At 62.7% G+C, this 26,912-nt stretch carries 27 protein-coding genes; 10 read left to right on the top strand and 17 right to left on the bottom strand.

Annotated features, from left to right (window positions below; genetic code table 11):
* Positions 1–240: 240 nt before the first annotated feature.
* Positions 241–1,308 (bottom strand): recombinase RecA, encoded by a 1,068-nt coding sequence (recA, locus tag JI748_RS04610; RefSeq protein WP_201635512.1) that lies wholly within the window; start codon positions 1,306–1,308, stop codon positions 241–243.
* A gap of 267 nt (positions 1,309–1,575) precedes the next feature.
* Here recA and araD1 point away from each other — a divergent pair, with 267 nt between their 5' ends.
* Positions 1,576–2,565: an AraD1 family protein gene (gene araD1, locus JI748_RS04605; RefSeq protein ID WP_201635510.1), complete on the top strand. Its 990-nt coding sequence runs from the start codon at positions 1,576–1,578 to the stop codon at positions 2,563–2,565.
* A gap of 39 nt (positions 2,566–2,604) precedes the next feature.
* Here the strand turns inward: araD1 and JI748_RS04600 are convergent, their stop codons facing one another.
* The 8 genes from JI748_RS04600 to flgB form a co-directional block, all read right to left on the bottom strand.
* Positions 2,605–3,000, bottom strand: a complete 396-nt coding sequence (locus JI748_RS04600) for a DUF2237 family protein (RefSeq protein ID WP_201637480.1) — start codon at positions 2,998–3,000, stop codon at positions 2,605–2,607.
* 1 nt (position 3,001) lies between these two features.
* On the bottom strand, positions 3,002–5,569 hold the full coding sequence (cckA, locus tag JI748_RS04595; RefSeq protein WP_201635508.1) for a cell cycle histidine kinase CckA: 2,568 nt from the start codon (positions 5,567–5,569) through the stop codon (positions 3,002–3,004).
* Between the two features lie 252 nt (positions 5,570–5,821).
* The gene (gene flhB, locus JI748_RS04590; protein ID WP_201635506.1) at positions 5,822–6,913 is read right to left on the bottom strand and encodes a flagellar biosynthesis protein FlhB; all 1,092 of its coding nucleotides are present in this window, start codon (positions 6,911–6,913) and stop codon (positions 5,822–5,824) included.
* Between the two features lie 4 nt (positions 6,914–6,917).
* Positions 6,918–7,685: a flagellar biosynthetic protein FliR gene (fliR, locus tag JI748_RS04585; RefSeq protein ID WP_201635504.1), complete on the bottom strand. Its 768-nt coding sequence runs from the start codon at positions 7,683–7,685 to the stop codon at positions 6,918–6,920.
* Positions 7,686–7,687: 2 nt separating this feature from the next.
* Positions 7,688–7,954 carry a flagellar biosynthesis protein FliQ gene (gene fliQ, locus JI748_RS04580; RefSeq protein ID WP_201635502.1) on the bottom strand — a complete coding sequence of 89 codons (267 nt, stop codon included), beginning with the start codon at positions 7,952–7,954 and terminating at the stop codon, positions 7,688–7,690.
* A 135-nt stretch (positions 7,955–8,089) separates the two neighbouring features.
* Complete coding sequence (locus tag JI748_RS04575) at positions 8,090–8,416, bottom strand: flagellar hook-basal body complex protein FliE (protein ID WP_233280612.1); 327 nt, start codon at positions 8,414–8,416, stop codon at positions 8,090–8,092.
* A 17-nt stretch (positions 8,417–8,433) separates the two neighbouring features.
* Positions 8,434–8,844, bottom strand: a complete 411-nt coding sequence (gene flgC, locus JI748_RS04570; RefSeq protein WP_201635500.1) for a flagellar basal body rod protein FlgC — start codon at positions 8,842–8,844, stop codon at positions 8,434–8,436.
* Positions 8,845–8,854: 10 nt separating this feature from the next.
* A complete protein-coding gene (flgB, locus tag JI748_RS04565; protein WP_201635498.1) occupies positions 8,855–9,259 on the bottom strand; it encodes a flagellar basal body rod protein FlgB in 405 nt (134 codons plus the stop codon).
* 173 nt (positions 9,260–9,432) lie between these two features.
* Here flgB and JI748_RS04560 point away from each other — a divergent pair, with 173 nt between their 5' ends.
* Both JI748_RS04560 and fliP read left to right on the top strand, forming a co-directional pair.
* Positions 9,433–10,065, top strand: a complete 633-nt coding sequence (locus JI748_RS04560) for a flagellar biosynthetic protein FliO (RefSeq protein ID WP_201635496.1) — start codon at positions 9,433–9,435, stop codon at positions 10,063–10,065.
* Positions 10,066–10,099: 34 nt separating this feature from the next.
* Positions 10,100–10,822 carry a flagellar type III secretion system pore protein FliP gene (fliP, locus tag JI748_RS04555; protein ID WP_233280659.1) on the top strand — a complete coding sequence of 241 codons (723 nt, stop codon included), beginning with the start codon at positions 10,100–10,102 and terminating at the stop codon, positions 10,820–10,822.
* Positions 10,823–10,961: 139 nt separating this feature from the next.
* Here the strand turns inward: fliP and JI748_RS04550 are convergent, their stop codons facing one another.
* The 5 genes from JI748_RS04550 to JI748_RS04530 form a co-directional block, all read right to left on the bottom strand.
* Entirely contained in the window at positions 10,962–14,237 is a 3,276-nt protein-coding gene (locus JI748_RS04550; protein WP_201635494.1) for a tetratricopeptide repeat protein, read from the bottom strand.
* 337 nt (positions 14,238–14,574) lie between these two features.
* Positions 14,575–15,543, bottom strand: coding sequence for a MotE family protein (locus JI748_RS04545; RefSeq protein ID WP_201635492.1), 969 nt, complete (start codon positions 15,541–15,543; stop codon positions 14,575–14,577).
* The gene (locus JI748_RS04540; protein ID WP_201635490.1) at positions 15,540–15,890 is read right to left on the bottom strand and encodes a DUF6468 domain-containing protein; all 351 of its coding nucleotides are present in this window, start codon (positions 15,888–15,890) and stop codon (positions 15,540–15,542) included. Before JI748_RS04540 ends, JI748_RS04545 begins: the two co-directional genes overlap by 4 nt.
* Before the next feature lie 77 nt (positions 15,891–15,967).
* Entirely contained in the window at positions 15,968–17,140 is a 1,173-nt protein-coding gene (gene fliM / locus JI748_RS04535) for a flagellar motor switch protein FliM (protein ID WP_201635488.1), read from the bottom strand.
* Entirely contained in the window at positions 17,140–17,640 is a 501-nt protein-coding gene (locus JI748_RS04530) for a flagellar basal body-associated FliL family protein (protein WP_201635486.1), read from the bottom strand. The genes fliM and JI748_RS04530 overlap by 1 nt, the downstream gene beginning before the upstream one ends.
* Positions 17,641–17,915: 275 nt before the next feature.
* Here JI748_RS04530 and flgF point away from each other — a divergent pair, with 275 nt between their 5' ends.
* The 5 genes from flgF to JI748_RS04505 all read left to right on the top strand — a co-directional run bounded on the left by flgF (position 17,916) and on the right by JI748_RS04505 (position 21,462).
* Positions 17,916–18,653 (top strand): flagellar basal-body rod protein FlgF, encoded by a 738-nt coding sequence (gene flgF, locus JI748_RS04525; RefSeq protein ID WP_201637030.1) that lies wholly within the window; start codon positions 17,916–17,918, stop codon positions 18,651–18,653.
* 15 nt (positions 18,654–18,668) lie between these two features.
* A complete protein-coding gene (flgG, locus tag JI748_RS04520) occupies positions 18,669–19,454 on the top strand; it encodes a flagellar basal-body rod protein FlgG (RefSeq protein ID WP_164534198.1) in 786 nt (261 codons plus the stop codon).
* 11 nt (positions 19,455–19,465) lie between these two features.
* The gene (gene flgA, locus JI748_RS04515; RefSeq protein ID WP_201635484.1) at positions 19,466–20,407 is read left to right on the top strand and encodes a flagellar basal body P-ring formation chaperone FlgA; all 942 of its coding nucleotides are present in this window, start codon (positions 19,466–19,468) and stop codon (positions 20,405–20,407) included.
* A 14-nt stretch (positions 20,408–20,421) separates the two neighbouring features.
* Positions 20,422–21,168 carry a flagellar basal body L-ring protein FlgH gene (gene flgH / locus JI748_RS04510; RefSeq protein WP_201635482.1) on the top strand — a complete coding sequence of 249 codons (747 nt, stop codon included), beginning with the start codon at positions 20,422–20,424 and terminating at the stop codon, positions 21,166–21,168.
* A 111-nt stretch (positions 21,169–21,279) separates the two neighbouring features.
* Complete coding sequence (locus JI748_RS04505; protein ID WP_201635480.1) at positions 21,280–21,462, top strand: hypothetical protein; 183 nt, start codon at positions 21,280–21,282, stop codon at positions 21,460–21,462.
* Here the strand turns inward: JI748_RS04505 and JI748_RS04500 are convergent.
* A complete protein-coding gene (locus tag JI748_RS04500) occupies positions 21,446–23,578 on the bottom strand; it encodes a S8 family peptidase (protein WP_201635479.1) in 2,133 nt (710 codons plus the stop codon). The two genes, JI748_RS04505 and JI748_RS04500, sit on opposite strands and share 17 nt — an antisense overlap.
* 132 nt (positions 23,579–23,710) lie before the next feature.
* Between JI748_RS04500 and JI748_RS04495 the strand changes: the two genes are divergently transcribed.
* A complete protein-coding gene (locus JI748_RS04495; protein ID WP_201635477.1) occupies positions 23,711–25,207 on the top strand; it encodes a carboxypeptidase M32 in 1,497 nt (498 codons plus the stop codon).
* Between the two features lie 75 nt (positions 25,208–25,282).
* Entirely contained in the window at positions 25,283–25,696 is a 414-nt protein-coding gene (locus tag JI748_RS04490) for a YciI family protein (protein ID WP_201635475.1), read from the top strand.
* 50 nt (positions 25,697–25,746) lie between these two features.
* Here JI748_RS04490 and dksA read toward each other — a convergent pair whose 3' ends face one another.
* Both dksA and JI748_RS04480 read right to left on the bottom strand, forming a co-directional pair.
* Entirely contained in the window at positions 25,747–26,163 is a 417-nt protein-coding gene (gene dksA, locus JI748_RS04485; RefSeq protein WP_164534203.1) for an RNA polymerase-binding protein DksA, read from the bottom strand.
* A 169-nt stretch (positions 26,164–26,332) separates the two neighbouring features.
* A complete protein-coding gene (locus tag JI748_RS04480) occupies positions 26,333–26,752 on the bottom strand; it encodes a flagellar assembly protein FliX (protein WP_201635473.1) in 420 nt (139 codons plus the stop codon).
* Between the last annotated feature and the right edge of the window lie 160 nt (positions 26,753–26,912).

The raw sequence follows: 26,912 nt of genomic DNA, 5'->3' as shown, positions 1-26,912 counted from the left end.
AGCGTGGTGGCGTCCGGCGTGTCCAGCGGGGCAAAGCTGAATCTCGCTTCGTCCGGCCTATGTCCCAGTAGACCTCATCCTGAGCGCGTCGAAGGACGAGGTCGTGGCAGGATCCGGGCGCTCGACCTCGTGGGTCGACAAGCTCACCATGAGGTCTCCCCGAGACACTCCTGTCTCCCCGGCCATCCTAAACAAAAACCCCCGCCGAAGCGGGGGAGGATGCATGGGATCGTAGGAGGCTTATTCGTCGCTGCTGTCTTCGCCACCAGCAACCAGCAACACTTCGCCGAGGAGGCCCGAGCTTTCGCGCACGCCTTGTTCGATCGTGGCTGCGATCTCCGGATTGTCCTTGAGGAACTGGCGGGAGTTTTCACGCCCCTGCCCCAGGCGCTGCGAATCCCAGGAGAACCACGCCCCCGACTTCTCGACGATCCCGGATTTGACACCCAGATCGAGCAATTCGCCGGTCTTGGAAATGCCTTCGCCATACATAATGTCGAATTCAACCTGGCGGAATGGCGGGGCAAGCTTGTTCTTGACCACCTTGACGCGGGTCTGGTTGCCGACGATTTCCTCGCGGTCCTTGAGCGCGCCGATGCGGCGGATGTCGAGACGCACCGAGGCGTAGAACTTGAGCGCATTGCCGCCGGTCGTCGTTTCGGGCGAGCCATACATCACGCCGATCTTCATGCGGATCTGGTTGATGAAGATGACGAGGCACTTGGACTTCGAAATCGAGGAAGTCAGCTTGCGCATCGCCTGGCTCATGAGGCGCGCCTGAAGGCCGGGCAGCGCATCACCCATTTCGCCTTCAAGTTCGGCGCGCGGGGTGAGCGCCGCCACCGAGTCGACGACGAGCACGTCGATGGCGCCGGAGCGCACCAGCGTGTCGGTGATTTCAAGCGCCTGTTCGCCAGCATCCGGCTGGGAGATCAGGAGGTCATCAACATTAACGCCCAGCTTGCGGGCATAGATCGGGTCGAGCGCGTGCTCGGCGTCCACAAAGGCGCAGATGCCGCCAGCCTTCTGGGCTTCCGCAATCACGTGGAGCGCCAGCGTGGTCTTGCCCGACGATTCTGGCCCAAAAATCTCAACGATACGGCCCTTGGGAAGGCCGCCGATGCCGAGGGCAATGTCGAGACCAAGCGAGCCGGTCGAGATCGATTCCACCTCAATTGAAGAGGCTTCGCCAAGGCGCATGATCGAGCCCTTGCCGAAATTGCGCTCGATCTGGCTGAGTGCCGCCGAAAGAGCCTTGTCCTTATCCATCGATCCACCTTCAACAACGCGAAGCGGCGAAGCTGCCATAATGCTCTCTCCTTATTCACGCTCTCGATGGCTTTTGCAACGAGATGACCAGCGCGGCTTATGTGCAATGTCTGTGCTGTATTTGTTCTCATTTTGTTTCGCCTTCGTCAAGAGGAATTCTGTGCTCGCTGGTCAAACTTTGGACAGCAATTGTCGGCGATTCGACGCCATCAACGCGCCTTATCAAAAGTATGATTTTTAGCTGGACAGCATTGCTGCCAATGCGCTTTATGCGGGGCAAAGCCAGCGCCAACCGAGGACCCTCAAGTGCACCTGATCCAGTTTACCGACGAGGCCGGCAATCGTGCCGTAGCGGTCACGCAAGATGGCGAAACGCGTGTCGTCACCGGCGTAAGCTCGGTCTATGATCTGGCGCAGGCAGCCATTTCCGGTACCAACACGCTGGCCGAGATCGTCGCCGACCGCGGCCTCGGGGCCAGCGTCGACAAGGCGGCCCTCCTTGCCGAGGGCCGGCTGCTCTCGCCCATCGATCATCCCGATCCGGCGCACCTCCACGTCACCGGCACCGGCCTCACTCATCTTGGCTCCGCCGCGACGCGCGACGCCATGCACAAGACCGATAAGCCCGCGACCGAACTCACCGACAGCATGAAGATGTTCCGCATGGGCCTAGAAGGCGGCAAGCCAGCGGCCGGCGAAACCGGCGTGCAGCCCGAATGGTTCTACAAGGGCAACGGCCACATCGTCGCCCGCCCTGGACACCCCATCCCCTCGCCCGCCTTTGCGCTCGACGCCGGCGAAGAGCCGGAAATCGCCGGCATCTACCTCATCGACGCCAATGGCAAGCCGCGCCGCCTCGGCTTCGCGCTGGCTAATGAGTTTTCCGACCACGTCACCGAGCGCGTCAACTATCTCTTCCTCGCTCATTCAAAGCTACGCGCCTGCTCCTTCGGTCCGGAACTGCGCGTCGGCGATCTGCCGCGCCACATCGAGGGCATGTCGCGCATCCGCCGCGGCGGGGAAGTGCTTTGGGAAAAGCCGTTCCTCTCCGGCGAGGACAATATGAGCCACACCATCGCCAATCTCGAATACCACCACTTCAAATACGACCTCTTCTGCCAGCCCGGCGACGTGCATGTGCACTGCTTCGGCACCGCGACGCTGAGCTTTGCCGATGGCATCTCGACCAAGGCTGACGACGTCTTCGAGATCGAGGAAACCCAGTTCGGCCTGCCGCTGCGCAATCCGGTCCGGATCGATGCCGAAAAGCCTGTCGTGATCAGCGGGCTCTACTAAAGGACAAAGGGTCGCGAAAGCGGCCCTTTTCTTTGCGCGCTAGTTGAGGTCGAGCGCGTAAGCCTTGAGCACGTCTAGCGGAACATGGCCGAGCACGGCCTGGTTGGTGGCCCGCAGGTAAACCCGCGGCGCCTTGCCGGCCTCATGCGCCTGCGCCCACCGCATCGCCACGAGGCACCAGCGATTGCCCGCAACCAGCCCCGGAAAGCCGAATTCGGGGCGCGGCGTCGAAAGGTCGTTGCCGACGCTCTTTGAAAAGTCGAGAAACACGGCCGTCGCCTCGATGCAGACCAGGTGCACCGCCGCGCTGTCCGGCCCTGCCGCGCAATAGCCGGTGCGGAAGAACCCGGTCAGCGGATCGGTCGAGCAGGGCTGCAGTGGCTCGCCCAGCACATTGCGCTCGTTCGAGCCCTCAAAGCGCGGATGCGCGGTCACCCTAGTGCTCCTTGTCCTGCCGCTGCAGCACTTCCTTGACCTTGGAGTTGATCTGGTCGAGCGAATAGGGCTTGGGCAGGAAATCGACGCTCTGGTCGTCCTCGATGTCGCGGCGCACGCTTTCCTCGGCATAGCCGGAAACGAAGATGATCTTGAGATTGGTCATCTTGCCGCGGATGGCCTTCAGCATGGTCGGCCCGTCCATTTCCGGCATCACCACGTCGGAGATGATGAGGTCAACCTTGTAGTCGAGGTCCTCGAGCACAAAGAGCGCGTCCTCCCCGCTATCGGCCTCGAACACTTCATAGCCGGTCGCCTTGAGCGCCCGCGCCGAAAAGGCTCGCACGCTTTCCTCGTCCTCGACCAGGAGAATGCGTTCATGGCCGGTAAGGTCCTTGACCGGCGCCGCGGCTGCCAACGCCTTGGCGTTGACCTCTTCGGCGGTCGGCACATGGCGCGGCAGAAAGATCTTGAAGGTCGTGCCGACGCCGACGGTCGAGACCGGGTAGATGAAGCCCTCGGTCTGCTTGACGATACCGTAGACCGTCGAAAGCCCAAGGCCCGTGCCTTTGCCGAGTTCCTTAGTGGTGAAGAAGGGCTCGAAAATCTTCTGGATGATTTCCGGGCTCATGCCGGTGCCGGTGTCTTCCACATCGATCAGCACGTAATCGGCCGGCACCATGCCCTCGAACTTCATGCCTGCAGCTTCGCTTTCGGTGACATTGGCCGTGCGGATCAGGATCGAGCCGCCATTGGGCATGGCGTCGCGCGCATTGACCACGAGGTTGATGATCACCTGTTCGAGCTGCACGACGTCGGCGCGCACCGGCCAGATATTGCGGCCATGTTCGACGGAAAGCGTGTTCTTCTCGCCGATCATGCGCTTCAATAGCACTGTCAGGTCGTCGACGATCAGCGGCAGTTCCAGCACCTGCGGGCGCAGCGTTTGCCGGCGCGAAAAGGCCAGCAGCTGCCGGGTCAGGCCCGCCGCGCGATTGGCATTCTGCTTGATCTGCATCAGCTCGTTGAAGGACGGATCGCCCGGCTTGTGCTTCAAAAGCAGCAGGTCCGAAAAGCCGATGATGGCGGTCAGCAGATTGTTGAAGTCATGCGCTACGCCGCCGGCAAGCTGCCCCACCGCCTGCATCTTCTGCGATTGCGCAAACTGCGCCTCGAGCTTGCGCTGGTCGGTCATGTCGAGGGCGTAGACATTGATCTGCTCCGGCGAACCGGCGCTGGTCTCGGACGCCGAAATATAAAGCCGCACCGCATGGTCGCCCTCGACGCTCAGCACCGCATCGACCGGCTCGACCTCAGAGCGCTGCGCCGAAGCATCGGCCAGCGCGCGCTTGAGCCGCTCATGGCTCGCCTCGCCGATCAGCTCGTGGATCGGCCGCATTTCGAGGCTCTTGCTTTCGCCCGACCAGCGGAAAATCCGCCCGAACGGCGCATTGGTGCGCACGATCCGCCCCTGCCCGTCCAGCGTCGCGATCGCAAAGGGCGTGTCGTTGAAAAAGCGCGAAAAGCGCACTTCGGCAGCCCGCAGCTCTTCTTCCGTGTCCGGCGCGCTGGAGCGATCAAGCACCAGGGTCCGGGTTTCGCCCAATTCGCCATCGGCTAGGCGGGCCGCGCGATGCAGCAGGCGCACCGGCAAGGCCGTGCCATTGCGGCGCACGAGATCGATGTCGATGATCTCGGTGCGGATCTCGCCATCGCCCCTGCCCCGCATCAACAGCGATGCGCCGTCGCCGCGCACGATGTCGCGCATTTCAAGCTGACCGGCATTGAACTCGGCGAGGTCATAGCCAAGCCAATCGGCCAGGGTAGAGTTGAGATACTGGATACGGCCCTGAGCGTCGGCGGAAAAGAAGCCGGACGGCGAGTGATCGAGATAGTCGATCGCCCGCTGCAGGTCACGGAAGGCGCTCTCATTGCTTTCCCGGTCGCGGGTGATGTCCTCGACCGACCAGGCAACCAGCGGCGTGCGCGCGTCATCCGTCTGCGGCAGCGGCCGCACCGAAACGCGATACCAGAACACCCTGCCTGCCTCGGCCTGCGATCCCCCCAGACCACCCGGCACGCGGATATCTTCGATGGCGCTGCGGCCATCCTTGGCGGCGCGCGACAGCCGGTATATGGCTTCGCCCGCATCGGCATAGCCGGCAAAGAGCCGCGGCACGCTTACCGGCACGCCATTGGTGATGGCTCCGGAAAAATTGCCGTACTGATTGTTCACATAGGAAATCTTGCCGTCGCGATCGGCGATCACCGCCCCGAAAGGCAGGCTATCGACCACGGCATGACTGATCGTGCGCTGTTCCTCGGTCGAGGCAAAGCGGAACAATCCCGCGGCAAGCCCGAACAAAAAGAACACGCCCGAGACAGCGAGGAGGCCGACAAAGGTCATTACCAGCTCGGTCGGGATCTGCTCCCCGAACATGGAAAACACGACCGCGGCGATGATCAGCACCGCCGCCAGAAGCACGACGCGCCACAGGCCCGCGCCGCCACGCCCCGCGTTGAAGACGGGTTCGGGGTAATTATCCTCGCCGAGCGGCGTCGATGCCATTGTGTTCAGCTCCAGCGCGCGGGCTCGTCCCGAATCGGGACATCAAAAGAGGTCTAGCAAATGGACCGCCCCGGGGGGAGGGTGAAGCGGGATTTTCGACAGCCGATCTATGGCGACCGCCGAGCTTTGGTTGAGGCTTTAAACCACGAAGACCTCATCCTGAGCTTGTCGAAGGACGAGGTCGGGCACGCCGGCCTCAGTGGCTGCGACCTCGTGGTTCGACAGGCTCACCATGAGGTCTAGGACAGGGATTTAAGCGCCCGGCCGCCAGCCCCCGGACTTGCTCTGCTTCAACCGCATCACGAAGCCGATGACCTCGGCCACGGCCTTGAAGTGTTCGTTGGGAATGGTGTCGTCGATGTCCATGGCGGCAAAGAGCGCGCGCGCCAACGGCGGGTTCTCGACGATCGGCACGTCGTTCTCGGTCGCCAGGGCGCGGATGCGCAAAGCCACGGCGTCGGCGCCCTTGGCGACGCATTTGGGGGCAGCCATGTCCTTGTCGTATTTGAGCGCGACGGCAAAGTGAGTCGGGTTGGTGATTACCACCGTGGCGTCCGGCACGGCGGCCATCATGCGCTTGCGCGACCGCTCCTGCCGCATCTGGCGCAGCTTGCCTTTGACATGCGGATCGCCTTCCTGCTGCTTGTACTCTTCCTTGGTCTCCTGGACCGTCATCATCTGCCGCTTCCACCATTTCTGGCGGACATAAAAGAAATCGGCGGCCGCAATGGCGGTGACGACGATCAACACGGCGATGAAGATCTTGACCCCAAGCTCCTGAAAATCCATCAGGATCGCCACCGGATCGGCGGTCATCATCGTGTCCAGCCGGTCGCGCTCGGGCCAGCACACCATGAACACCACGGTGCCGACGACGCCGATCTTGGCGAGGCCCTTACCGAAATTGACCAGCGCCTCCATCGAAAACAGGCGCTTGAAGCCGGCAAGCGGCGAAACTTTCGAAAATTTCGGCGTCACCGGCTCGAACGACCACACCGGCCGATGCTGCACCAGATTTGCCAGTACGCCGCAGATCATCAGCACGACCAGCGGCGCCAGGACGAGCCCGACAACCGTGAAGGCCAGCCCGTTGAAAAAATTACCGAAGCCCGCGCCCTCAACATCGAACTGATCGGCGTTTAGCAGAACCAGCCTGAGCGACGCCCCGAGCTCCGCCCCCACCCAGGGCGACATGGCGGCAAAAACAATGGCCGAACCCAACAGCATGAACCAGGCAGTCACCTCCTGGCTCTTGGCGACGTCGCCCTTCTTGTGGGCGTCCTCCAGCTTCTTTTGGGAGGGGTCTTCTGTTTTTGATTCTTGTTCCGGGGCTTCGTCAGACATGCGGCTAACCCCTCCACATCGCTAGGTGGCTCTCAAAAGCTGTCAAATACCAGCCCATCATCATCATCAGGAGCACAGCAAACAGCAGGATGCCTACGATGATATTGGCGGGCATCAGCACGAAATAGACCTGCAGCTGCGGCATCAGCTTGGCAAGGATCCCCGCCCCGAGGTTGAAGACCAACCCGAAAACGATAAACGGGGCCGACATCTGCACGCCGACGGCAAAGGCGCCCGCTACTGTCCGCACTGCCATCTGCATGGCATCTTCGAACATCAGCGGATCGGTGGGGGAAAACACCATATAGCTGTCATAGACCGCGGCAAGCGCCATGTGGTGAAGGTCGGTGGCAAAGATCAGCGTCACGCCTAAAAACGACAGAAAGCTTGCAAATATCGCCGATTGCACCCCCGCCTGCGTCGGATCGGAGGCAAGCGCGCCGCTGAGGCCGACCTGGAACGCCACGATCGCCCCGGCCACCTGCGTCGCCATCACGGTTATGCGCACGATGGCGCCAATGATCAGCCCCACCGCCAACTCGTGGAACATCAGCCCTGCCATGCCGCCAAGATCCTCAGGCATTGCCGGCATGATGTTGCTCAGGAGCGGAAACACCACGAGCGTAAAGGCCAAGGCGAAGCCAAGCCGCATGCGCGCTGGAATGGTCTGCTCGCCCAAAGCCGGCATCAGCATCAGGATGGCGCCGATGCGCACGAACAAGATGATGTAGGTAAAAGCGGTGGCCGGCAGCCAATCAAGGCTGAGCGTCACCTTTAGCCACCGACGATGATCATATCGACCACCTGGTTCATGTAACCCGCCATCACCGCGCCGCAGAACGGCAGCGTCAGCAGCATGGTGATGAAGATGGCGACGATCTTGGGCACGAAGACCAGCGTTTGTTCCTGGATCTGCGTCAGCGCCTGGAACAACGCAACAACGACACCGACCACCAGCCCGACGATCATCATCGGCGCCGAAACGAACAACAGCGTCCAGATGCCCTGGCTGGCAATATCGAGCACATCTGCGCCGGTCATGGGACTATCCCGTTGATTCTCGATGCCAGACTAGCACCGCATGTCACCCCGGCGAAGGCCGGGGCCCATTTTGAGATCACAGGATGGATCCCCGCCTGCGCGGGGATGACATCGAGCGTTTTGCGAGGTCAGAGCCTAAATCGGCATCCGCATGATTTCTTCATACGCCGTGATCACCCGGTCTCGCAGCGTCACCATGCTCTCGATCGCCATTTCGGTCTCGGTCAGCGCCGTTACCATGTCGACCACATTGGCCTTGCCGCTCACCATGTCCATCGCCATGGCGTCCGAGGCCTTGCCCTGGTCGACGACACCCTGGACATTCTGCGCCAGAATGTCGGCGAAGTTGCCGCCCGAGGCTTTTGCCGTAAGGTCCGTATTGGGCTTTGCCGCCTGGTTCATCAGGCGGCTGGCGCTGTTATAGGCGTTGGTGGCGGCGTTGAACGGGGTCGAAATGGTCATGGATCAGGTCCTGAAAATTAGCCGCGCAAGAGGTCGAGCGTGCGCCCGAGCATCTGCCGCGTCACGGTCACCACGTTGAGATTGGCTTCGTAGGAGCGCTGTGCTTCGCGCATGTCCACGGTTTCGATCAGAGTGTTGACGTTGGGATATTGCACATAGCCGCTCTCGTCGGCCGCCGGATGGCCCGGCTCATAACGCGACGTGAAGTCGCTCATGTCATTGGCAAGCTTGCCGATCTCGACCACGCGGCCGCCCACTTCGGCATCGAAATGCGACTGGAAGGTCGGCACGCGCCGGCGATAGGGCTCGTCGCCCGGCGCCTTGCCGGCAGAATCGGCATTGGCGATGTTTTCGGCGATCACCCGCATGCGCGCTGTCTGCGCATGCATGCCGGTCGCGGCAATACGGAGCGAGGAATTAAAGTCCATCTAACAGCCCCTAAACGTTCTTGCCCATGGCGACGCGCAGGATGCGGACCGACTTCTGGTAGAGCGAAGTCGCAGCCTGATAGTCCATCATGTTGGTGGTGACTTTCATCATCTCGTCTTCGAGCGTGATGCCATTGCCTTCCGGCGTCAGTTCGAAATTGGCCATGGTTTGCGCGCCAATTGCGCCATCGCCCGAGCTGATCGAAAAATGCATTGGCTGCGTCGCCGTCGTCGAAACGCTGGCCGAGCTCATCGCCTGCAGGCGGTCGGCAAAATTGTACTGGGCGAGGTCGCGGCCGCGATATCCGGGCGTCTCGGCATTGGCGACGTTTTCGGCGAGCAGGCCTTGGCGCGTCTGATGCCAGCGCATCTTGTCGCTCAGCGCCGAAAACACCGGCATGTCCATGAGGCCCATGGCCCGACTCCCACCGCGCAGGACGCGCTGGGCAAATCTTGCCGGGTCGTGGTTAATGGAATGTTAAGATCGAGCCGTTACGAGCACGCTTCGTCTCGCATTCTGCACAATTGCAGGGTGTGATAGGCAAGCTTTGCCGGCTGGATTCGGCAAAGCCGCGATTTGGAGTTCTCATGGACGTCATCACTGCGCCGTTTGGCGGAATCATCAACGCTCTATTCGCGCTGGGCGCTGTGCTGGTGGGCATCGTGCTAGTCCTCTGGCTACTGAAGCAGGTGTCCAATTTCTCCGGCAATGCCGTCCGCGGCCGCAACCGCCGCCTGCTCGTCGTCGACACGCTGGCGCTGGACCAAAAACGCCAGCTGGTGATCATCCGCCGCGACGATGTCGAACACCTGATCCTCACCGGCGGACCGCAGGACGTCGTGATCGAAACCGGCATCCCGGTCATCGAGGAACAACCCGTCGCGACGCGCCGCCCCATCCCCTCTGTCCCGGTCAACCGCCCCGCCCCCAAGGCACCCCCGGTAATGGCTGAACCCGCAGCCCCGGCCATGAAGGCTGCGCCCGGCACCGTGCTCGAAGCACTTCAGCAAGCCGGCCATACCGGCGACCGCAAGACCCGTGTCTCGCTCCGTCACACCGGTCTCCTCCGCCCGGTGACCCAGCAGGATCCCACGCTGATGGGGCAAAACCCCGACATTTCAGCCGTTCAGGCTTCCGACTCAGTTAAAGAGGTCGGCAGCAATCCGGCTGAAAGCACCGCGTTTGGACACGACAGCAGCACCGAAGCCCATCGCCGCTGATCGCGCGCGCCTCAAGCGCTGGGCCCGCCGCGGCCTGCCCATTGCCATCGCCGGAGGCCTGCTTCTCGCACTGGCCGCCGGCGCCCAGGCGCAAGATCTTTCCATCGATTTTGGCGACGACACCACGCTGACCGAGCGCGCGATCCAGCTCATCGGGCTGATCACGCTCCTCTCGCTCGCGCCCTCGATCCTCGTCATGGTGACGAGCTTCACCCGCATCGTCGTGGTGCTCTCGCTCCTGCGCACCGCCATAGGCCTACAGACCGCGCCGCCCAATTCGGTGATGATCTCGCTGGCGCTTTTCCTCACCCTCTTCATCATGCAGCCCACCCTGCAGCAGAGCTACGACCAGGGCATCGCCCCGCTCATGGCCGGCGAAATCGAGTTCGCCGAAGCCTTCGATCTCAGTGCCGCCCCGGTCCACGAATTCATGCGCGCCAATGTGCGCGACCGCGACCTCGAGCTCTTTTACGACCTCACCGAAGCCGAGCCGCCCGCCGACCCCGAATCCATCGAGCTGCAGCTCCTGATCCCGGCCTTCATCATTTCCGAGCTCCGCCGCGCCTTCGAGATCGGCTTCCTGCTCTTCCTGCCCTTCGTCGTCATCGACATGGTCGTCGCCTCGGTGCTGATGAGCATGGGCATGATGATGCTGCCCCCGGTCGTCATCTCCCTGCCCTTCAAGCTGATCTTCTTCGTCCTCGTCGACGGCTGGTATCTTGTCGCCGGCTCGCTTGTGCGCAGCTTCGTGTCATAGCCCTTATTCTTCTCCCCCTCGGGGAGAAGGTGGCGCGCAGCGCCGGATGAGGGGGATGTTTCAACGAGAGTGGAGCGAACCCCCTCACCGACTCGGCTACGCCGAGCCACCTCTCCCCGAGGGGGAGAGGAATAAGAGACTAAAGCGATGCCACGTCGGCATTCGACTCCGTTGCATTAAGCGGCGCCAGCGCGCCCTCGCCGGCATAGGCCTGCCGGTAGGACGCAAGAAACGCCTCAAGACTATCCTGTGCCGCCACTTCAGCCGCCACCTTCTTGAACTCGAGGCTCGTGGTCTGGATCGGCCCGGTGACGAAGTCGAACATCGGCCACTCGGCCGAATTGACCATCTGCTCGCCGAACTTTGCCCGCATTCGCGACAGCCCGAAACTGTCGCTGGCCAGCACATAGCCCACCGCCGCCTTGATCAGGTTCATGCGCGTCGGCCGGTCGAGCGGCTGCCCCTCTTGCCCATTGGCGTAAAGCGCCTCGATCATCTCGCCAGCCTGCGAATATCGCCGCGCCTTCCAGTTGGCATCGATGCGCAGGAGAGCCACGTCCTGCCCATCCATGGTGCTGATCAAGTCCAGCGCCAGCTGATCGCGCCCGCCATCGATCATCGCCCGCGCTTCGAGAATCCGCCGCTGCCGCGCCAGCGATTCGGGAATGCCCGGAAGCTGCGTCGCGTTAAGGACGCGGATCGCATCATGCGGCTTGCGATCGGCCAGGTAGATGACCGCGAGGTCCGCCGCGATCTGCGTCCGCGCCACCCCGCGCAGGCGATTGTCGAGCTGATACTGCAAAAGCTCCGCCGCCTGCGGCAGCAGGTCCATGCGCACCAGCCGCCGCGCCAGGTTACGGATCATCTCGTCGCCGCGCGCCCCCGGCGGCGTCAGGTGGCGGAAATCATAATAGATACCCAGCGCTTCCACCGGCGAAATCGCGTCCGCCATGCCGTTAAGAAAGAGATCGCCGAACATTGCCTGCGCCTGGTCGCGCAAGGCGTTCACCGGCGGGCTCTCCGGGTAGTTCGAAACGGCAGATTTCACCGTCTCAAAGCCGAGCCGGTAATCGCCGTTGCGGAAGTAGAGCTGGGCCAGCAGCGTCTGCATGTCGGCTTCCAGCGCATCGCCGCGCCAGAGCAGGGTTTCAGCCGCAAGCGTCTGCGTCGCCTTGCCGAGATCGAGCCGCCCTTCCTTGTCGAGCAGCATCAGCGTGCGATAAACCGCCTCGGCCCGTGTCGGCCGCACGTCCGCAGTGATCACCTGGCCATAAGTGTCCATCGCCTCGTCGGTGCGGCCCGCAACGTCATCGACCCGGCCGGAAAGCAACTGGTAAAGCGACGCGTCCTCTATGCCGAGGCTGGCATATTCGATCTGGTCGATCAGACCCTCTGCCAGTGCCGGATCGCCCGCTTCCACGGCAGCCCGTGCACCGGCCAGCCGGAACATGTTGCGAGCCCATTGCGGATAGCTGTCAGCAACGGCGCGGGCGTCCATAGCATCGAGCCGGGCGCCCTTGTAATCGGCGATATCGGCGCGCGCGATGGTCCGCCAGAACAGCGCATCCACATCCTGGGCCATCGAAGCGGCATTGAGGGTTTCGAGCGCGTCGCGCGGCCGCCCCGAAAGCACATTGGCGATGGCCTTTGTGGAACGGATCTGCCGTGTCATGTCCTGCGCCTTGAGCTCCTGCTCCAGCACCTTGAGCACACCCAGCGCTTCAAAGCCCAGGCGGTTTGCGACATAGTACTTCGCCAGGTCGAGCCGCGAAATATCGCGGTCCCGGCCCTCACCCGATGCGGCGCGCTGCTCCAGCGCATCGCGGTGCTCAGTAAATGCCTTCGGGTCGTGCTCCTCGAGTGCGCCGAGATCGACAAACCCCGTGCGCGCTGCTTCAAGCGCCTCGGTGCCCACATTGCGCAGCGCATCGATCGCCGAGACCGTGAGGCCACCCGTGGCGGAGATCACCGCCAGGGGACTGTCTATACTCACATCGAGCCCGCTCGACTTGGGCTTGAGCACCAAGCCATGAACGCTGCGCAAGGCGGTGAAATCCACATAGTCGAGCGTCCGTGTCACGCCGCGAGCGGGCGGATAGGCCGTCACCACCTCGAGCATGTCGCCGACCAGCGGATCGCGGAAATCGTGGATGCGCCCCGGCCGGACGATATCGGCCACCATCTCGAACGAGCCCTCGATATCGCGGCGGCGGCTGAGCGTCATCGGCTCAGTCGGTGACAGCATCATGTCGCCCAGCGACAGGACCCAGGCCATGCCCTCCGAGCCGATCGTGGCAAGCCGGTCCTGCGCCAGGTCGAGACGCACCACCTGCGTGTCGCCTGAAGAGATCACTTCCAGATCGGTTGCGATCGGGTCGAGTGCCGACATGTCGTCGGGCGCAGCAATGCCGCTGACCGTGTCGAACACCATCCAAACCGTGTTGCCACGCCGGAACACGGCGGCAGGCGTGTCCTGGTCGAACGGAAACACCACCCGAACGGTGCTGCCCAGGACGGTGACAAACGGAGTAATGGTTTCCGCAGCCGCGGCCTTCAGCGCTGCGACGTCAGGCTCTGCTGCGGGTTCAGCCTTCGCGGCCTCTGCTGCGGCGGTCGCCGCCAGGTCGTTGGGCAACAGCTCGGGCAGGCCGCTACCCGCAATATCGACATCGAGCACATACTGGCTGGGCGTTACTTCGTAGAAGCGCGGCTCGACGCCCTCGGCAAACATGAAAGTGGCAACGGCGCCGTCTGCCGACGATCCCGTCTGCACCGAAACGATCTCGTCCGGCAGGTCGGTCAGAAGTGGCGAAAGATCCATGCCCACCGGCCACTCGAAGCTGAGAGCGCCAAGCTCACCCTCCTGGTGGTATTCACCAGTGGTGGGCACCGACCAGTCGAACTGCAGCCGGAGGAACGTCGCATTGCGGCCGATACGAACATCGACCTTGGGGTCGAGTTCGGCCGCCAGCCGCGCCTTGCGCTCCTGCTCGGCCGCTATCGCCGCAACGCGCGCGCGCTCCGCCAGCTCGTCGATGATGTCCTGCGGCAAAGCCGGCGGCATGCCCTGCCAGGTGGGCGGCATCAGATCGATGAAGAGCTTCTCGCCCGCTTCGATGCGGTTGAAGTTGAACCCGGACTTGAGGCCGATCCGCAATCCGCGCCGATCCGGATCGAGCCGCGCCACCGAAAGATAGTTCGGCATCGTGGTGGCGACATCGGGCAGCACCATGTCGATGGGGTCCTTGAACACCACCGAGAGAACGCCGTTCTCGATTTTCATTTGGTAAGGCGGCAGCTTATCGAGCGACGGAAAGCTCAGGATCAGCCGGCCATAACCGTCCTCCTGGGTCGCAAACAGCTGCCCCTGCTCCTGCGCGATGGCAGGCGCAATCAGCGCCAGCATGCTGGCCATTGCGGTTGCTGCAAGGACTGTTCTAGTCCGCAGCAACCCTACCTCTATCGCAGTCTTCACCGGCCTTCTGCCCGCCCGACGCAAAATAAGACGCGTCCACAGGCGGCGCCATCCGGCACCAAGTCCTCAAGAACGCGAGGGTTACAACGCTTACGCGCCCACCCTAACGAGCCGGACTTAACGTGGTGCTAAAGGAAAACGGCCACCCCCACCCAACCTCCCCCTTGAGGGGGAGGAGCTTGGCCGGTGACCGATCACAAATCCAGCCACAAACGCGATGCGACTCCTCCCCCGCCTTACGGGGGAGGCCGGGTGGGGGTCTTCCCACCCCTGAAGCCTACTGCCCCACGATCTGCGGCAGCGCCGCCAAGTCCTCGGGCGCCATGCTGTCGAGCGGATCCTGGCTCGCCGAAGCCATGCGCACGGTCAGCTCCTGCGCCCGCACCGTATCCATCTCAGCCAGGATCGGCGCCATTTTGCGCGGGCTCATCATTTTGGCAACGCGCAGCAGCACCTCGATATCGAGTGCGTTGAAGATTTTGGCTGCGTCCTTGGGCTTCATCGTCTCGTACATGGCGACGATGCCGGCAAACTGGCCTTCTTCCATCTCCTTGCGCTGCTCGACAAGCGACGCGATCTGGTCCTCGATGCCTTGCAGCGTCTGCTGGCGCTCTTCGATGCGTGCTTCCGCGGCTTCGACCAGCGAAGCGCGCATCGCCAGTTCCTGCTCGTAGTTTTCGAGTTCACCGCGACGGGTGGAAAGCCGCTCGAGCAGCGTCTGCTCGGTTAGGGTCTGGTCGCCTGCCGAAAGGGGCGTCAGTTCGCCGTTGTCGAGCAATTGTGGCAGCGCATCCTGCAGAGGCGGGCAATCGCCGGGCACAATGGTCAGCTCGCCGTCGTCACTGGGCTCGGCAGTTTCGGGATAGGCAGGCCTCGGATCGCAGGCATTGCTTGCTTCAACGCTGTTGCTGACCGGCTCGGCGCCATGCTCTTCCGCGGCCGCTACAGTACCCTCTTTGCCCTCGACAGCCGCGGCACCGTGACCGCCGCCGGCAGCACCCTCTGCAATGGTCGAGCTGGTGTCTTCGAGCGTCGGCGTCGTGTCTTCGATCGTGGGCTCGGACGGCAGGGTGATTTCGCCACCGGGCTCACCCTCGGGCGCGGCGGCTGCGCCACCGCCCGCCGCCTCAGCCACCGAAACGCCTGTCAGCACATAGCCGCCATCGGTCACGAGCCCAATGGTCTTGAGAACCAGAAGGGCCGCAACGGCGAGGATGACGACCGGCAGCAGGCGAATGTTCTTCACGCAGCGGCCTCACGGTTGCGCACGCGGGCAGACAGCTGTTCGAGTGCGGAGCGCACCTTATTCGGCTCTTCTACCGGCTCGATGGCCTGGCTGTGGCGGGCAACGCTGGTGATACGCGCAATGCGCTCCATCAACACGGTGCCGGCGGTAACGTGATTGGCCAGTTCGATCCCGAAACGCTCGGCTTCGTCCAGCCGTGCGGTGAGGCTGAGGTCAGCCTCCACTGCGGTGGACTTGAGTTCCTTGATCGCCTGGTTGGCAAGGTTGGTGGCGCCCACAAGGTCCGCCACCATCTGGCGTAGCACGTCCTTGTCCTGATGCAGGCGCTTGAGGCGTGCATTGAGCAAAACGCAATATCCGATTGTCAAGGCTAGCAAAACTGCCACAGCGCCTTCAATAAACATTCCAAGCGGCAGCCCGAACATCATCGTCCTTCCAGTGTTTCGTCGATTGCCTCGAAGGCCGCCATGGTGACCTTGGGCGGGTTGAGCGGACGCGTGACGCGCACCGACACATGATTGCCGATATGGCCCATAATGGCTTCGGTAAGTTCCACATCGCCGCAGCGGAGACGGATTGGGTCGGACGGCCCGCGATCGAACATCACCGTCTGCCCGGGCGTAAGGTTGAGCAGCTTTGCCAGCGGCAATTCCTGCTCATGGAGCACCGCCTCGATCTCGACATCGGCCTGGTAGATCTCGGTGGCCAGATGGCCTTCCCAGATCGGGTCGCGGCCGAACTTTTCACCCATGAACATCTGCAGCAGTTGCTCGCGGATCGGCTCGATCGTCGCATAGGGCAGCAAGATCTCGATCTTGCCGCCGCGATCATCCATCTCGATCCGAAGTTCGATCAGGATCGCCGCATTGCCCGGACGCGAAATGGCCGCAAAGCGCGGATTGGTTTCCATGCGCTCGAGCCGGAAATTGATCTGCGTCACCGGCTCGAAGGCGCGATGGGTATCCTCGAGAATAATCTCGATCATCTTGCGCGCCAGCGCCATTTCGATCGTCGTATAGGGCCGGCCTTCGACGCGAATATTGCCGCCGATGCGGCGCCCGCCCAGCAGCACGTCGATCATCGAATAGATGAGATTGCTGTCGACCGTCAGCAGGCCGTAATTCTCCCACTCCTCGGCCTTGATCACCGAAAGAATGGCCGGCAATGGAATCGAATTGAGGTAGTCGCCGAATCGCACCGACGAGATCGAGTCCATCGTGACTTCGACATTGTCGGAGGTGAAATTGCGCAAGGACGTCGTCGCCAACCGCACCAGGCGGTCGAAGACGATTTCCAGCATCGGCAGGCGTTCGTAGCTCACCAGCGCCGAATTGATCAGCGCCTGGACACCCGTCAGCTCGACATTGCCGGCCGCGCTCGCATCGAAGCCCAGGAGGCTGTCGATCTCATCCTGGTTGAGCACGCGATCGGGGCCGCCATCCTCCCCGCCATCGCCGCCCTCGAGCATCGCCGCCCATTCGGCAGCAGCCGCGGCGGCAAGATCTTCCTCGGACGCCTCGGCGCTCCCCGAAGTGGTGTCGAGGTCGTCGAGCCCCCAATCGTCGCTGAGTTTATCGAGATCGCTGGGGCCGGCCATCACTGCACCAGGATTTCCTTGAACAGCACGCTTTCCACCTGCGCCGGATAGATCGAGAGATTGACGCGGCGCAGCAGCTCTTCCTTGAGCCGATAGATGCCGGCGGAGCCCTCGAGGTCGCTCTTGCGCAGCTCGCGCATATAGACCTGGAAAGCGTCGATCACCTTGGGTAGGCGCGGCTGGATTTCGGTCATCATATGCTCGTCGGCGACTTCCAGCCCGACAGTGAGCTTCATGAACGACGGCGCCGTTCCCTCCGTCGAATTGAGGTTCACCATCATCGGCGGCAGGTTGAAGATAAAGGTGTCATGCACCTCGCCCGCCGCGCCGCCATGTCCCTCGGTGGCAGCAGCCTCAGCCGAGCCGGACGACGACATCATGAAAAAGAGCCCCGCGCCGCCAAGCAAGACAACCACCGCAGCAGCGCCGATGATCAGGAAGAGCTTGGGAATACCCTTCTTTGCCGAGGCTTCCGATCCGACTTCCGCTTCCGCCGCCATAGGCAAACACCCAAAATCCGGATGATTCCGGCTCCCGTCCAGCTAAGGCTTTGATGGTTAACGAGCCGTTAAGTTTTGCCCTCAACCGGCAGTTTTTGCCGGGCAGCTTTTGCCGTCGCAGCAAAAGCTATCTGCCGTGCACCCAGATAACCTTCCCGCCAAGCTCTTGATTTTAAACGACCATCCTCCTTGGCATGGTTTCTGCAAAGTAAATCGGCGAGGCGGCTGGCTTGGGGAAGCAGGCAGTCTCGGAGCCTGACACGGGGATTGTCATGATCGAGAATGCGCAGCTAATCGGCCTCAGCCGCCAGATCGCCTTGCAGCGGCAGATGGATGTGGTCGCCCACAACGTCGCCAACATTAACACGACCGGTTTCAAGGCCGAACAGATCCTGTTCGAAGAATATACCATGCCGGTCGCCCGCGACCGCACTTTCCCCACCATGGACCAGCCGCTCTCCTATGTGCAGGACTGGGCCACCATCCACGACCTCTCCTCCGGCACCGCCCAGCAGACCGGCAACGACCTCGACGTCGCCATCAACGGCGACGGCTTCTTCGCCGTTCAGACCGCTGCCGGCGAGCGTTGGACCCGCGCCGGCTCCTTCGGCATCAGCAATACCGGCACCCTGGTCGACCAGTCCGGCAACCCGGTCCTCGGCACCGGCGGCCCGATCCAGTTCGGCCCCGAAGAGACCGGCATTGCCATCGGCGCCGATGGTTCGATTTCCTCGAGCGAAGGCGCCAAGGGCCGGCTGCGCATCGTCGAATTCGCCAATGCCCAGGAGCTGACCCGCGAAGGCCAGAACCTCTTCGCCGGCGGCACGCCCATTGCCGCCACCAGGAGCCAGGTCATGCAGGGCTATGTCGAGCGCTCCAACGTTTCCGGCGTTGCCGAGATGGCCGAGCTCATCCGCGTCACCCGCGCCTACGAATCCATCGCTTCGCTCACCAGCAAGCAGGACGACCTGCGCCGCACTGCCATCCAGCGTCTCGGCGACGCGAACGCCTAACCCCGGGGACCGGCCATGAAAGCTCTTTATATCGCATCGACCGGCATGAGCGCCCAGGAACGCAATGTCGAAGTCATCTCCAACAACATCGCCAACATGCGCACCACCGGCTTCAAGCGGCAGCGCGCAGAGTTCCAGGATCTCCTCTACCAGCAGGTGACCCGAGCCGGCGCCCAAACCTCCGATCAGGGCAGCCAGGTCCCAGCCGGCCTCGAAATCGGCTCCGGCGTGCGCACCGTCTCCACCCCGCGCGTCATGAGCCAGGGCACGGTCTCGATGACCGAGCGCGAACTCGACGTCGCCATCCGCGGCGAAGGCTTCTTCCAGATCCAGCTCCCCGATGGCCGCACCGCCTATACCCGCGACGGCTCCTTCGAGCGCTCGGCCGAAGGCACGCTGGTCAACTCCGTCGGCTACACCGTCGATCCCGGCATCACCGTCCCCGGCGACGCCCGTGGCATCTCCATCGCCCCCGACGGCACCGTCGAAGCCTTTATCGGCACCGACTCCGCCCCCACCCAGCTCGGCCAGCTGCAGCTCGCCCGCTTCACCAACAAGTCTGGCCTCGAGTCGATGGGCGACAATCTCTTCCTCGAAACCGCTGCCAGCGGCGCGCCACAGGTCGGCGTCCCCAATTCCGATGGCACCGGCGACCTGCTGCAGAACTATCTCGAAATGGCCAACGTCAACTCGGTCACTGAAATCGCCGACCTCATCGCGGCCCAGCGCGCCTACGAAATGAACGCCCGCGTCATTTCCGGCGCCGACCAGATGATGCAGGCCACGAGCCAGCTGCGCTGAGGAGCATGACCATGATCATCCGCACCATCACCGCCGCCCTCGCCTTCACCCTTTCCGGCAGCGTCTATGCCGCCCCGACCCTGCGCGCCGAAATCTTGGTCAGCGACGCGGTCGTCACCGTCGGCGATATGTTCGACGATGCCGGCACCCTGGCCGAACAGCCGCTGTTCCGCGCCCCCCTGCCCGGCACCACCGGCAATGTCGATGTCGCCGCCGTCCGCTCCGCCACCGCGCGCGTCGGCCTCACCCAGTTCGACGTCAAGGGCCTCACACAGGTCCGCGTATCCCGCGCCTCGACCTTGGTCGACGAAGACTTCCTCTCCGCCCTGATCGCCGATGATCTGCACCACCGCGGCATCCTCGGCCAGGGCATGAGTGCCGACATGCTGTTCTCTACCCCCGTGGCAGCCATGCAGGCCGAGGCGACCGACACCCCCGCCCGTCTCGACAATCTCCGTTACCTCCCCGGCAACGGCACTTTCTCCGCCCGCTTCACCGTCGCCGGTTTTGATCGCCCCCTCGATCTGACCGGTTCCATCGCCATCAGCATCGAGGCGCCCCACCTCGCTGCCAACCTCCCCGCCGGCACCGTGCTGCGCCCCGAGCACGTCGTCATGCGACCCGTTTCCGTCCAGCAGGCCGATGCCCAAGGCATTGCCAATTTCGACCAGCTGATCGGCATGGCGCTCAACCGCCAGAGCCGAGAAGGCATGCTCTTGCGCCCCACTGACGTTTCTACCCCGATGACCGTCAGCAAAAACGACCTCGTCACCATCTTCTACCGCCAGGGCCCACTGACCCTCACCGTCAAGGGCCAGGCCGTCAGCGGCGCTGCCGCAGGCGGCTCCGTGCAAGTGCTCAACCTCGTTTCCAAGCGCGTCATCAGCGCCACCGCCGTCGCTCCCGGCGCCGTGGAAGTCTCCACCGCCCCCATGACCGTCGCCGGCCTCTAGTCAGGACAAATCACATGACCATCGCAAAACTCGCCACCGTCCTGATCCTCGCTGCCACGCTCGCCGGCTGCAACACAATGGACCGGCTCGCCAGCGTCGGCCAGGCCCCGGTGCTGACCGCCATCGCCGATCCCACCACCACCGCCGGCTACCAGCCCGTGCACATGCCCATGCCCGAGCCGATCGCCGACACCTACCAGCCCAATTCGCTCTACCGCCAGTCGGCCAAGGGGTTCTTCAAGGACGAGCGCGCCCATCGCATCGGCGACATCCTCACCGTGATGGTCACCATCGACGACAGCGCCAAGATCAACAACCAGACCAACCGCAGCCGCGCCTCCAGCAACAATGCCGGCATGGGCGGCATCTTCGGTGCCGCGCTGACAAGCGCCACCGCCAGCACCGACCTCAACATCGATCCCTCTGCCGCCATCGAGTTCGATAGTGGCATGAACGACCGCGGCAACGGCTCGGTCAACCGCGCCGAAAGCCTCGAAACCTCGGTCGCCGCCGTGGTCACCCAGGTCCTCCCCAACGGCAATCTGGTCATCGAAGGCCGTCAGGAAGTGCGCGTCAATTTCGAAGTCCGCGACCTCATCGTCGCCGGCATCGTCCGCCCCTCCGACATCCAGGCCAACAACACGGTGCCCTCCACCAAGATCGCCGAAGCCCGCATCTCCTACGGCGGCCGCGGCCAGATCACCGACGTCCAGCAGCCCCGCTACGGCCAGCAAGCCATGGACGCCATCCTGCCCTTCTAGTCCCCCCTGCTCCCCGGCAGGTCCCCAGGCGCAGCCTCCCCGGGCTGCGCCTTCTCTTTTTTGGGAACACCGGCCGCTGTTTCAGATTGTCCTCATCAGGAGGACACGCACATGAAAACGGGAATGTCACTGGTCATCGGCGTCATGCTTGGCGTCGTCATCGGCGCCTTCATGGACAATATAGGAATGGGCATCGCTATTGGCGTCGCGCTCGGTGCGGCCCTGAGCGGCGTGTTCATCGCTTTGGGCGACGAGAAAAAGGGCGCCAGCGGCGCCCCTAGAAAGAGCCCATGAGCTTGAGGCCCACGCTGTGCACCAGCGTGCTGCTCTGGACCTGTGCCGTATAGCCGAGCTTGAGATCGAACGGGCTCTGGTCCGAGGTCATCTCCAGCGCTGTTGAAACCTGCAGGGTGCCGCCGCTCTGCGCGCCCGATGAAGCGGTCGTGCCATTGCCGAGCAGCGAGAAAGCCCGCGTGTCAGTTCCCGACTGCTGGCTATAGGCGACATCGAGCACCGGCGTGATGTCGAGCGGTCCGGCTTCAACGCTAGGCCCCTCCCACTTGAGACCGACGCCCAACTCACCCACAAGGCTAGTGGCCGCGGCGCCGGAAAGCGCAAGGATTGAGCCGGTTTCGGAGAAAGGCGACAGGTTCTGGTGCACCAGTCGCCCGAAGGCGTAAGGCGAAAGGACGCCAGCCTCGCCGATCTCGAAATGATGCCCTAGCCGGATGGCCGACCACTGCGCCCAGTCCAGCATGCCCGATTGTCCGATCGAGCCGGCGATGACGCCGCCCATGCCGGGCGCCGCGCCGCGGCTGACACTGCCGGCAAAAAGGCTGCCGCCTAGGGTAAGATCACCGAACAAGGCCTGGCTTTCATACACGACCTGGCCGCCGAGGTGGAGGCCGGTATCGCTGGCAGAATTGCCGTTTGCCCCAATCGTCGACTGCGACACGGCACCGAAGACCTTGACATACCAGTCCGGCGCAATGCCGCCCTCGACACCAGCCGTAAGTCCGGCCGCGCCAAGACTTGCCGATAGCGCCGGATTGGCATTGTTGATCGTGCCCGAAACCTCGAGAGGCATGGCCCAATAGCCCCAGTCGCCGCCCCGCTCCACGGCCGCATTGGGATTGAGCCCGTCGATCAGGTGATTGACCACGCCCTGCCGCGCCCAGCTCTGCTGCGCATAAACCGTGCCGGCAAGTGGCGAAGCCGCATCAACGATGTTGCGGACATTGAGCAGACCCCAGCCATAAACGGGATCGATGCCGGCAGCGCCGATATCGGTCGCCGTCTGCAGGATTAGCGTCCGCAAGTCTTGATAGGACGCATTGGGATAAAGCTGCTTGGCAATCGCGAGAGCGCCGGACACGTGCGGCGCAGCCATGGAGGTGCCTTCAAACGAGGCAAAGCGCCGCCCATCAATGTAGCCTTCGCGCACGCCTTCACTCGGGTCAGGATTGAGCGACGTCGGATAAGGAGCGAGAATGCCGCCATCACCGGTGCCGGGAACGCTTGTTCCCACCGAATGATCACCACCCGGCGCGGAAAGGCACCACATCATGCCAACGCTGCAAATCTGCGAGTAAACGGCGAGGTTAGTCGGACCTACTGAAGTCACGGCCAGCCAACCACGCTCCAGCTCCGGGAAATAGTATGGGGCCGCCGCCTGCACCGACAGCGGAAACTGCGCCGGATCGTGGTCGCCCCAATTGCCATTTGCGAAAACCATGACGCCGCCCGCTTGGACAACTTCTCTATAGACACCAAGCTCTGCGGCAGATTTGGCGATCAGCTGGTCCCGGTTAAAATAGGTCCGCGCCCGGCCAACTGGATCATATTCGAAGTTGTAGCCACTGTAGGCGCCGAAGGACGCATTGAAAATGCGCACGTTATTGGCAAGGCCGTAGCGCACCGAACCGCGCAGCACATCGACACCGGACACTGTGCCTGGACTTCCATCCGCCAGAATACGTAAAGGTACGACGGTCGAGCCAGACGCAACGCCCACCATGCCATAGCCATCTCGATTGGCAGCAATCGTTCCAGCAACATGGGTACCGTGACCACTGTCGTCGCTATCTAGGTAGGGCATCCCCCAGAAACCGTCGAACATCAGACCATTCAGACGACCAGCGAATTCAGGGTGGAAAGGACTAGTCTCAAGCCCGGTATCCAGAACGCCAACCATGACCCCGGCGCCATTCCAACGCTGCGTCATGACTTCATCGACCCCGATCATCCGCAGGCCCCACTGCCGGTTGAATTCGGCGGTAAAATCCTGCGCCTGCACCGTGTTCGCCGCAGCGAAAAGAGCGAGAGCGGACGCGGCAAGGCGCCTGACGAAGATGCTGGTCACGAAAAGTCCCCCAAAAACTTCCTCTTCATAGGTGGCGGACCATCGCATCAGTCAACTCACAACGGATTGTCACCACTCAAAAAACGGACTGTTGTGGCGTAAGGACCACAAGAGACAAAGACCCCGCCTTGCCTGCCGAACCGGGTCGTGAAAAAACTCGGGCAACACGGAGCTCCCCTCATGTCCTTCCAAAAACTCGACGATCTCGGCCGCCGCCTCGAAGCGCTTGAACATGCGCTCTCGATCCTTGGCGCCGACGAAGCCACGCATATGGCGGTGGGCGGCGGCGAAAAGCGCGCCGAGGCGATGTCCAACCTTGCCGGCATGTACCACGCCCAGGCGACAGCCCCGGAAATTCGCGACTGGATCGATGCGGCCCGCAACGAGAACCTGAGTGAAGATCAAGGCCTCGCGCTCAACGAGCTCGAGCGCGCCTATGTCAACGCCACCTGCCTGCCCACCGAGTTCGTTCAGCGCCGCACTGCCGCCACCATGCGCTCCGAACAGCTCTGGCGCGACCTCCGCGCCAAGGGCGACTGGGACAGTTTCCTGCCCGCGCTCGAAGGCGTCGTTGCCCTGGTGCGCGAAGAAGCACAGCTGCGCGCCGAGGCCACGGGCCTTGCTCCTTATGACGCGCTGATGGATCAATACGATCCTGGCAACCGAACTGCCGACATCGACCTCGTCTTCAATGACCTCAAGAGCTTCCTCAAGACCTTTGTGCCCGAGGCTCTCGCGGTGCAGGAAGAACGGCTCGCTCGCCACCCGCGCAAGACTTTGAACGGCCCCTACCCCATCGAACGTCAGCGCGAACTCGGCCTCGCCGCCATGCGCGCCGTCGGCTTTGACTTTACCCATGGCTCGCTCGCCGTCTCGCATCACCCCTTCTGCGGCGGCGTGCCCACCGACGTGCGCATGACCACGCGTTATCGCACCGACGAATTCCTATCCTCGCTGATGGGCGTGCTGCACGAAACCGGCCACGCGCTCTATGAGCAGGGTCTTCCCAAGGACTGGTCGCACTGGCCGCTCGGCAAGGCGCGCGGCATGGGCATGCATGAGTCGCAGTCGCTCTTCGTCGAAATGCAGCTCGCCCGCAGCCCGGACTTCTGGCACTTCATGCTGCCGCAGGTCAGCCAGTATCTGGGCGAAGAGGCGATCCCCGACTGGGACATCGCCGACGTGCTCAACGAGGTCAATTTCGTCGAACGTGGCTTCATCCGCGTCGATGCCGACGAGGTCACCTACCCGCTTCACGTTATCCTGCGCTACGAACTCGAACAGGACTTGGTCACCGGCAAGCTCGAGGTCAGCCAGATCCCGGAAGCCTGGGACGCCAAGATGACCGAGTATATGGGCATTTCGACGAAGGACGATCCCAAGGATGGGCCGATGCAGGACGTCCATTGGCCGGGTGGCGCCTTCGGCTATTTCCCCAGCTACACCCTGGGCGCCATGATCGCCGCCCAGCTCGGCGCGGCCATGAAGAAGGACTTGCCCGATATGGGCAATCAGATGCGCGCCGGCGACTTTACCGCCATCAATCAATGGCGCTCCGATCGCGTCTGGAGCCAGGCCTCGCGCTACTCGACACCCGACCTCATTACCCGCGCGACGGGCGAGCCGCTCAACGCCGACCACTTCAAAAACCATCTCCGGCAGCGCTACGGAAAATAAATGTCGAAGCCGATTTCGGCCACTCGTCTTCCCGTCATGAAGGCGATCTTGCCTTCCTGAAAACAGGAGAAAGACATGCGTGTCGTCGTATTCGTCAAAGCCACCGTGGATAGCGAGCAAGGCCGTCTGCCCACGACCGAACTTCTCGAAGCCATGACCAAGTACAATGAGCAGCTGATCAATGCCGGCATCATGCTGGGCGGCGATGGGCTGCAGCCCTCCAAATTCGCCAAGCGCATCCATTTCAGCGGCTCGGACCGCTCGGTGATCGATGGCCCCTTCTCCGAAACCAAGGAACTGGTTGCCGGCTACTGGATCTGGGAAGTGCGCGACATGGACGAGGCCGTGGAATGGGTGAAACGCTGCCCCAATCCGATGTTCTCGGACAGCGACATCGACATCCGTCCCGTCTACGGCACCGAAGCCTTCGACGAGATCATGACCCCCGAGATCCAGGAAGTCTATGATCGCAACGTGTCCAGGATGTAAATCAAAAAGCCCGCAGCGATGCGGGCTTTTCACTTCAGAAGCGAGAGCGCCTACTCGTCGCGATAAACCTTTTCGCGCCGCTCGTGCAGCTCCTGCGCCTCAAGGCTCAGCGTTGCCGTCGGGCGCGCATCGAGACGCGCAATGCCGATGGGATCCCCGGTCTCTTCGCAATAGCCATAGGTGCCATCGTCGATGCGCTTGAGCGCACTGTCGATCTTGGCAATCAGTTTGCGCTGCCGGTCGCGGGTACGCAATTCAAGCGAGCGATCGCTTTCCGAACTGGCGCGATCCGCCATATCCGGATGGTTCTGCGACTCTTCCTGAAGGTTTTCGAGCGTCAGGCGGCTTTCCCGCAAAATCTCGTCTTTCCAGGACAACAGCTTGTTCCGGAAGTATTCCCGCTGCCGCGGGTTCATGAACGGCTCGTTGTCGCTGGGCCGATAGTCGGTAACCTCAACTGAAGACATCAGCAGACTCATCTCCCATGCGCCCTTGGCGCGCTATATATGCGCCTCCCCTCCCTTGGGCAAGCACACAGCGCGGCGCTGCTTAACACGGCAGGACCATTGCGCAGCAGGCGCATAACGAAGACTGACAACAATTTGATGAACGGGGCGAAAGCGCATCTTGTCGGCTTCAGACCGCGGGATAATGCCCCTGCTTGGCCAGCTCCACCCGGACCCGCAATTCTATGTCGTCCAGAACCGCGTCGAGCCCCGGATCGATCCGCTCCCGCATGTCGCTCAGTTGCGTCATCATCGCTCCCAGCCGGTCCGGAGAAGCCTTGCCGACAAGAAGGTCGGCCTTCATGTCTTCAAGGAGATCCAGCAGCACAGTGCCGCGTTTGACCGACTTGCGGCGGCTTTCGCTGAAATCCCCGACCGTCTGTAGCGCGAGGATCGCATCGAGCCCCGTCAATGCGCTTACCGGCACAGCGCTCGCCACCCGCGCTGGCGCAGCGCCGCCCGCCGGCACGAAAGCCGGTCCGCTGCCGGCCTTGCCCGCGGCAGCGCGGCTCGCAACGCCGCTGGTTCGGATAGGGCCATCGATGCGCAAGAACGGACTCACTGAGCTAGACAGGACACCGGCAAAATCTGCCCATCCTGGTTAACAGACGCTTAACCGACCCGGCAAGAACTGCACGGCCATTATGAGAACCGAGGGAGATGATCAACAAAGACGAGCACTAACAATGATCTAGCAACCTGGCACGCTT

This window comes from Devosia rhizoryzae (genome assembly GCF_016698665.1).
Lineage (GTDB): Bacteria > Pseudomonadota > Alphaproteobacteria > Rhizobiales > Devosiaceae > Devosia > Devosia rhizoryzae.
The sequence above is the reverse complement of the archived record's forward strand: the minus strand, read 5'-3'. Positions and strand labels throughout refer to the sequence as shown.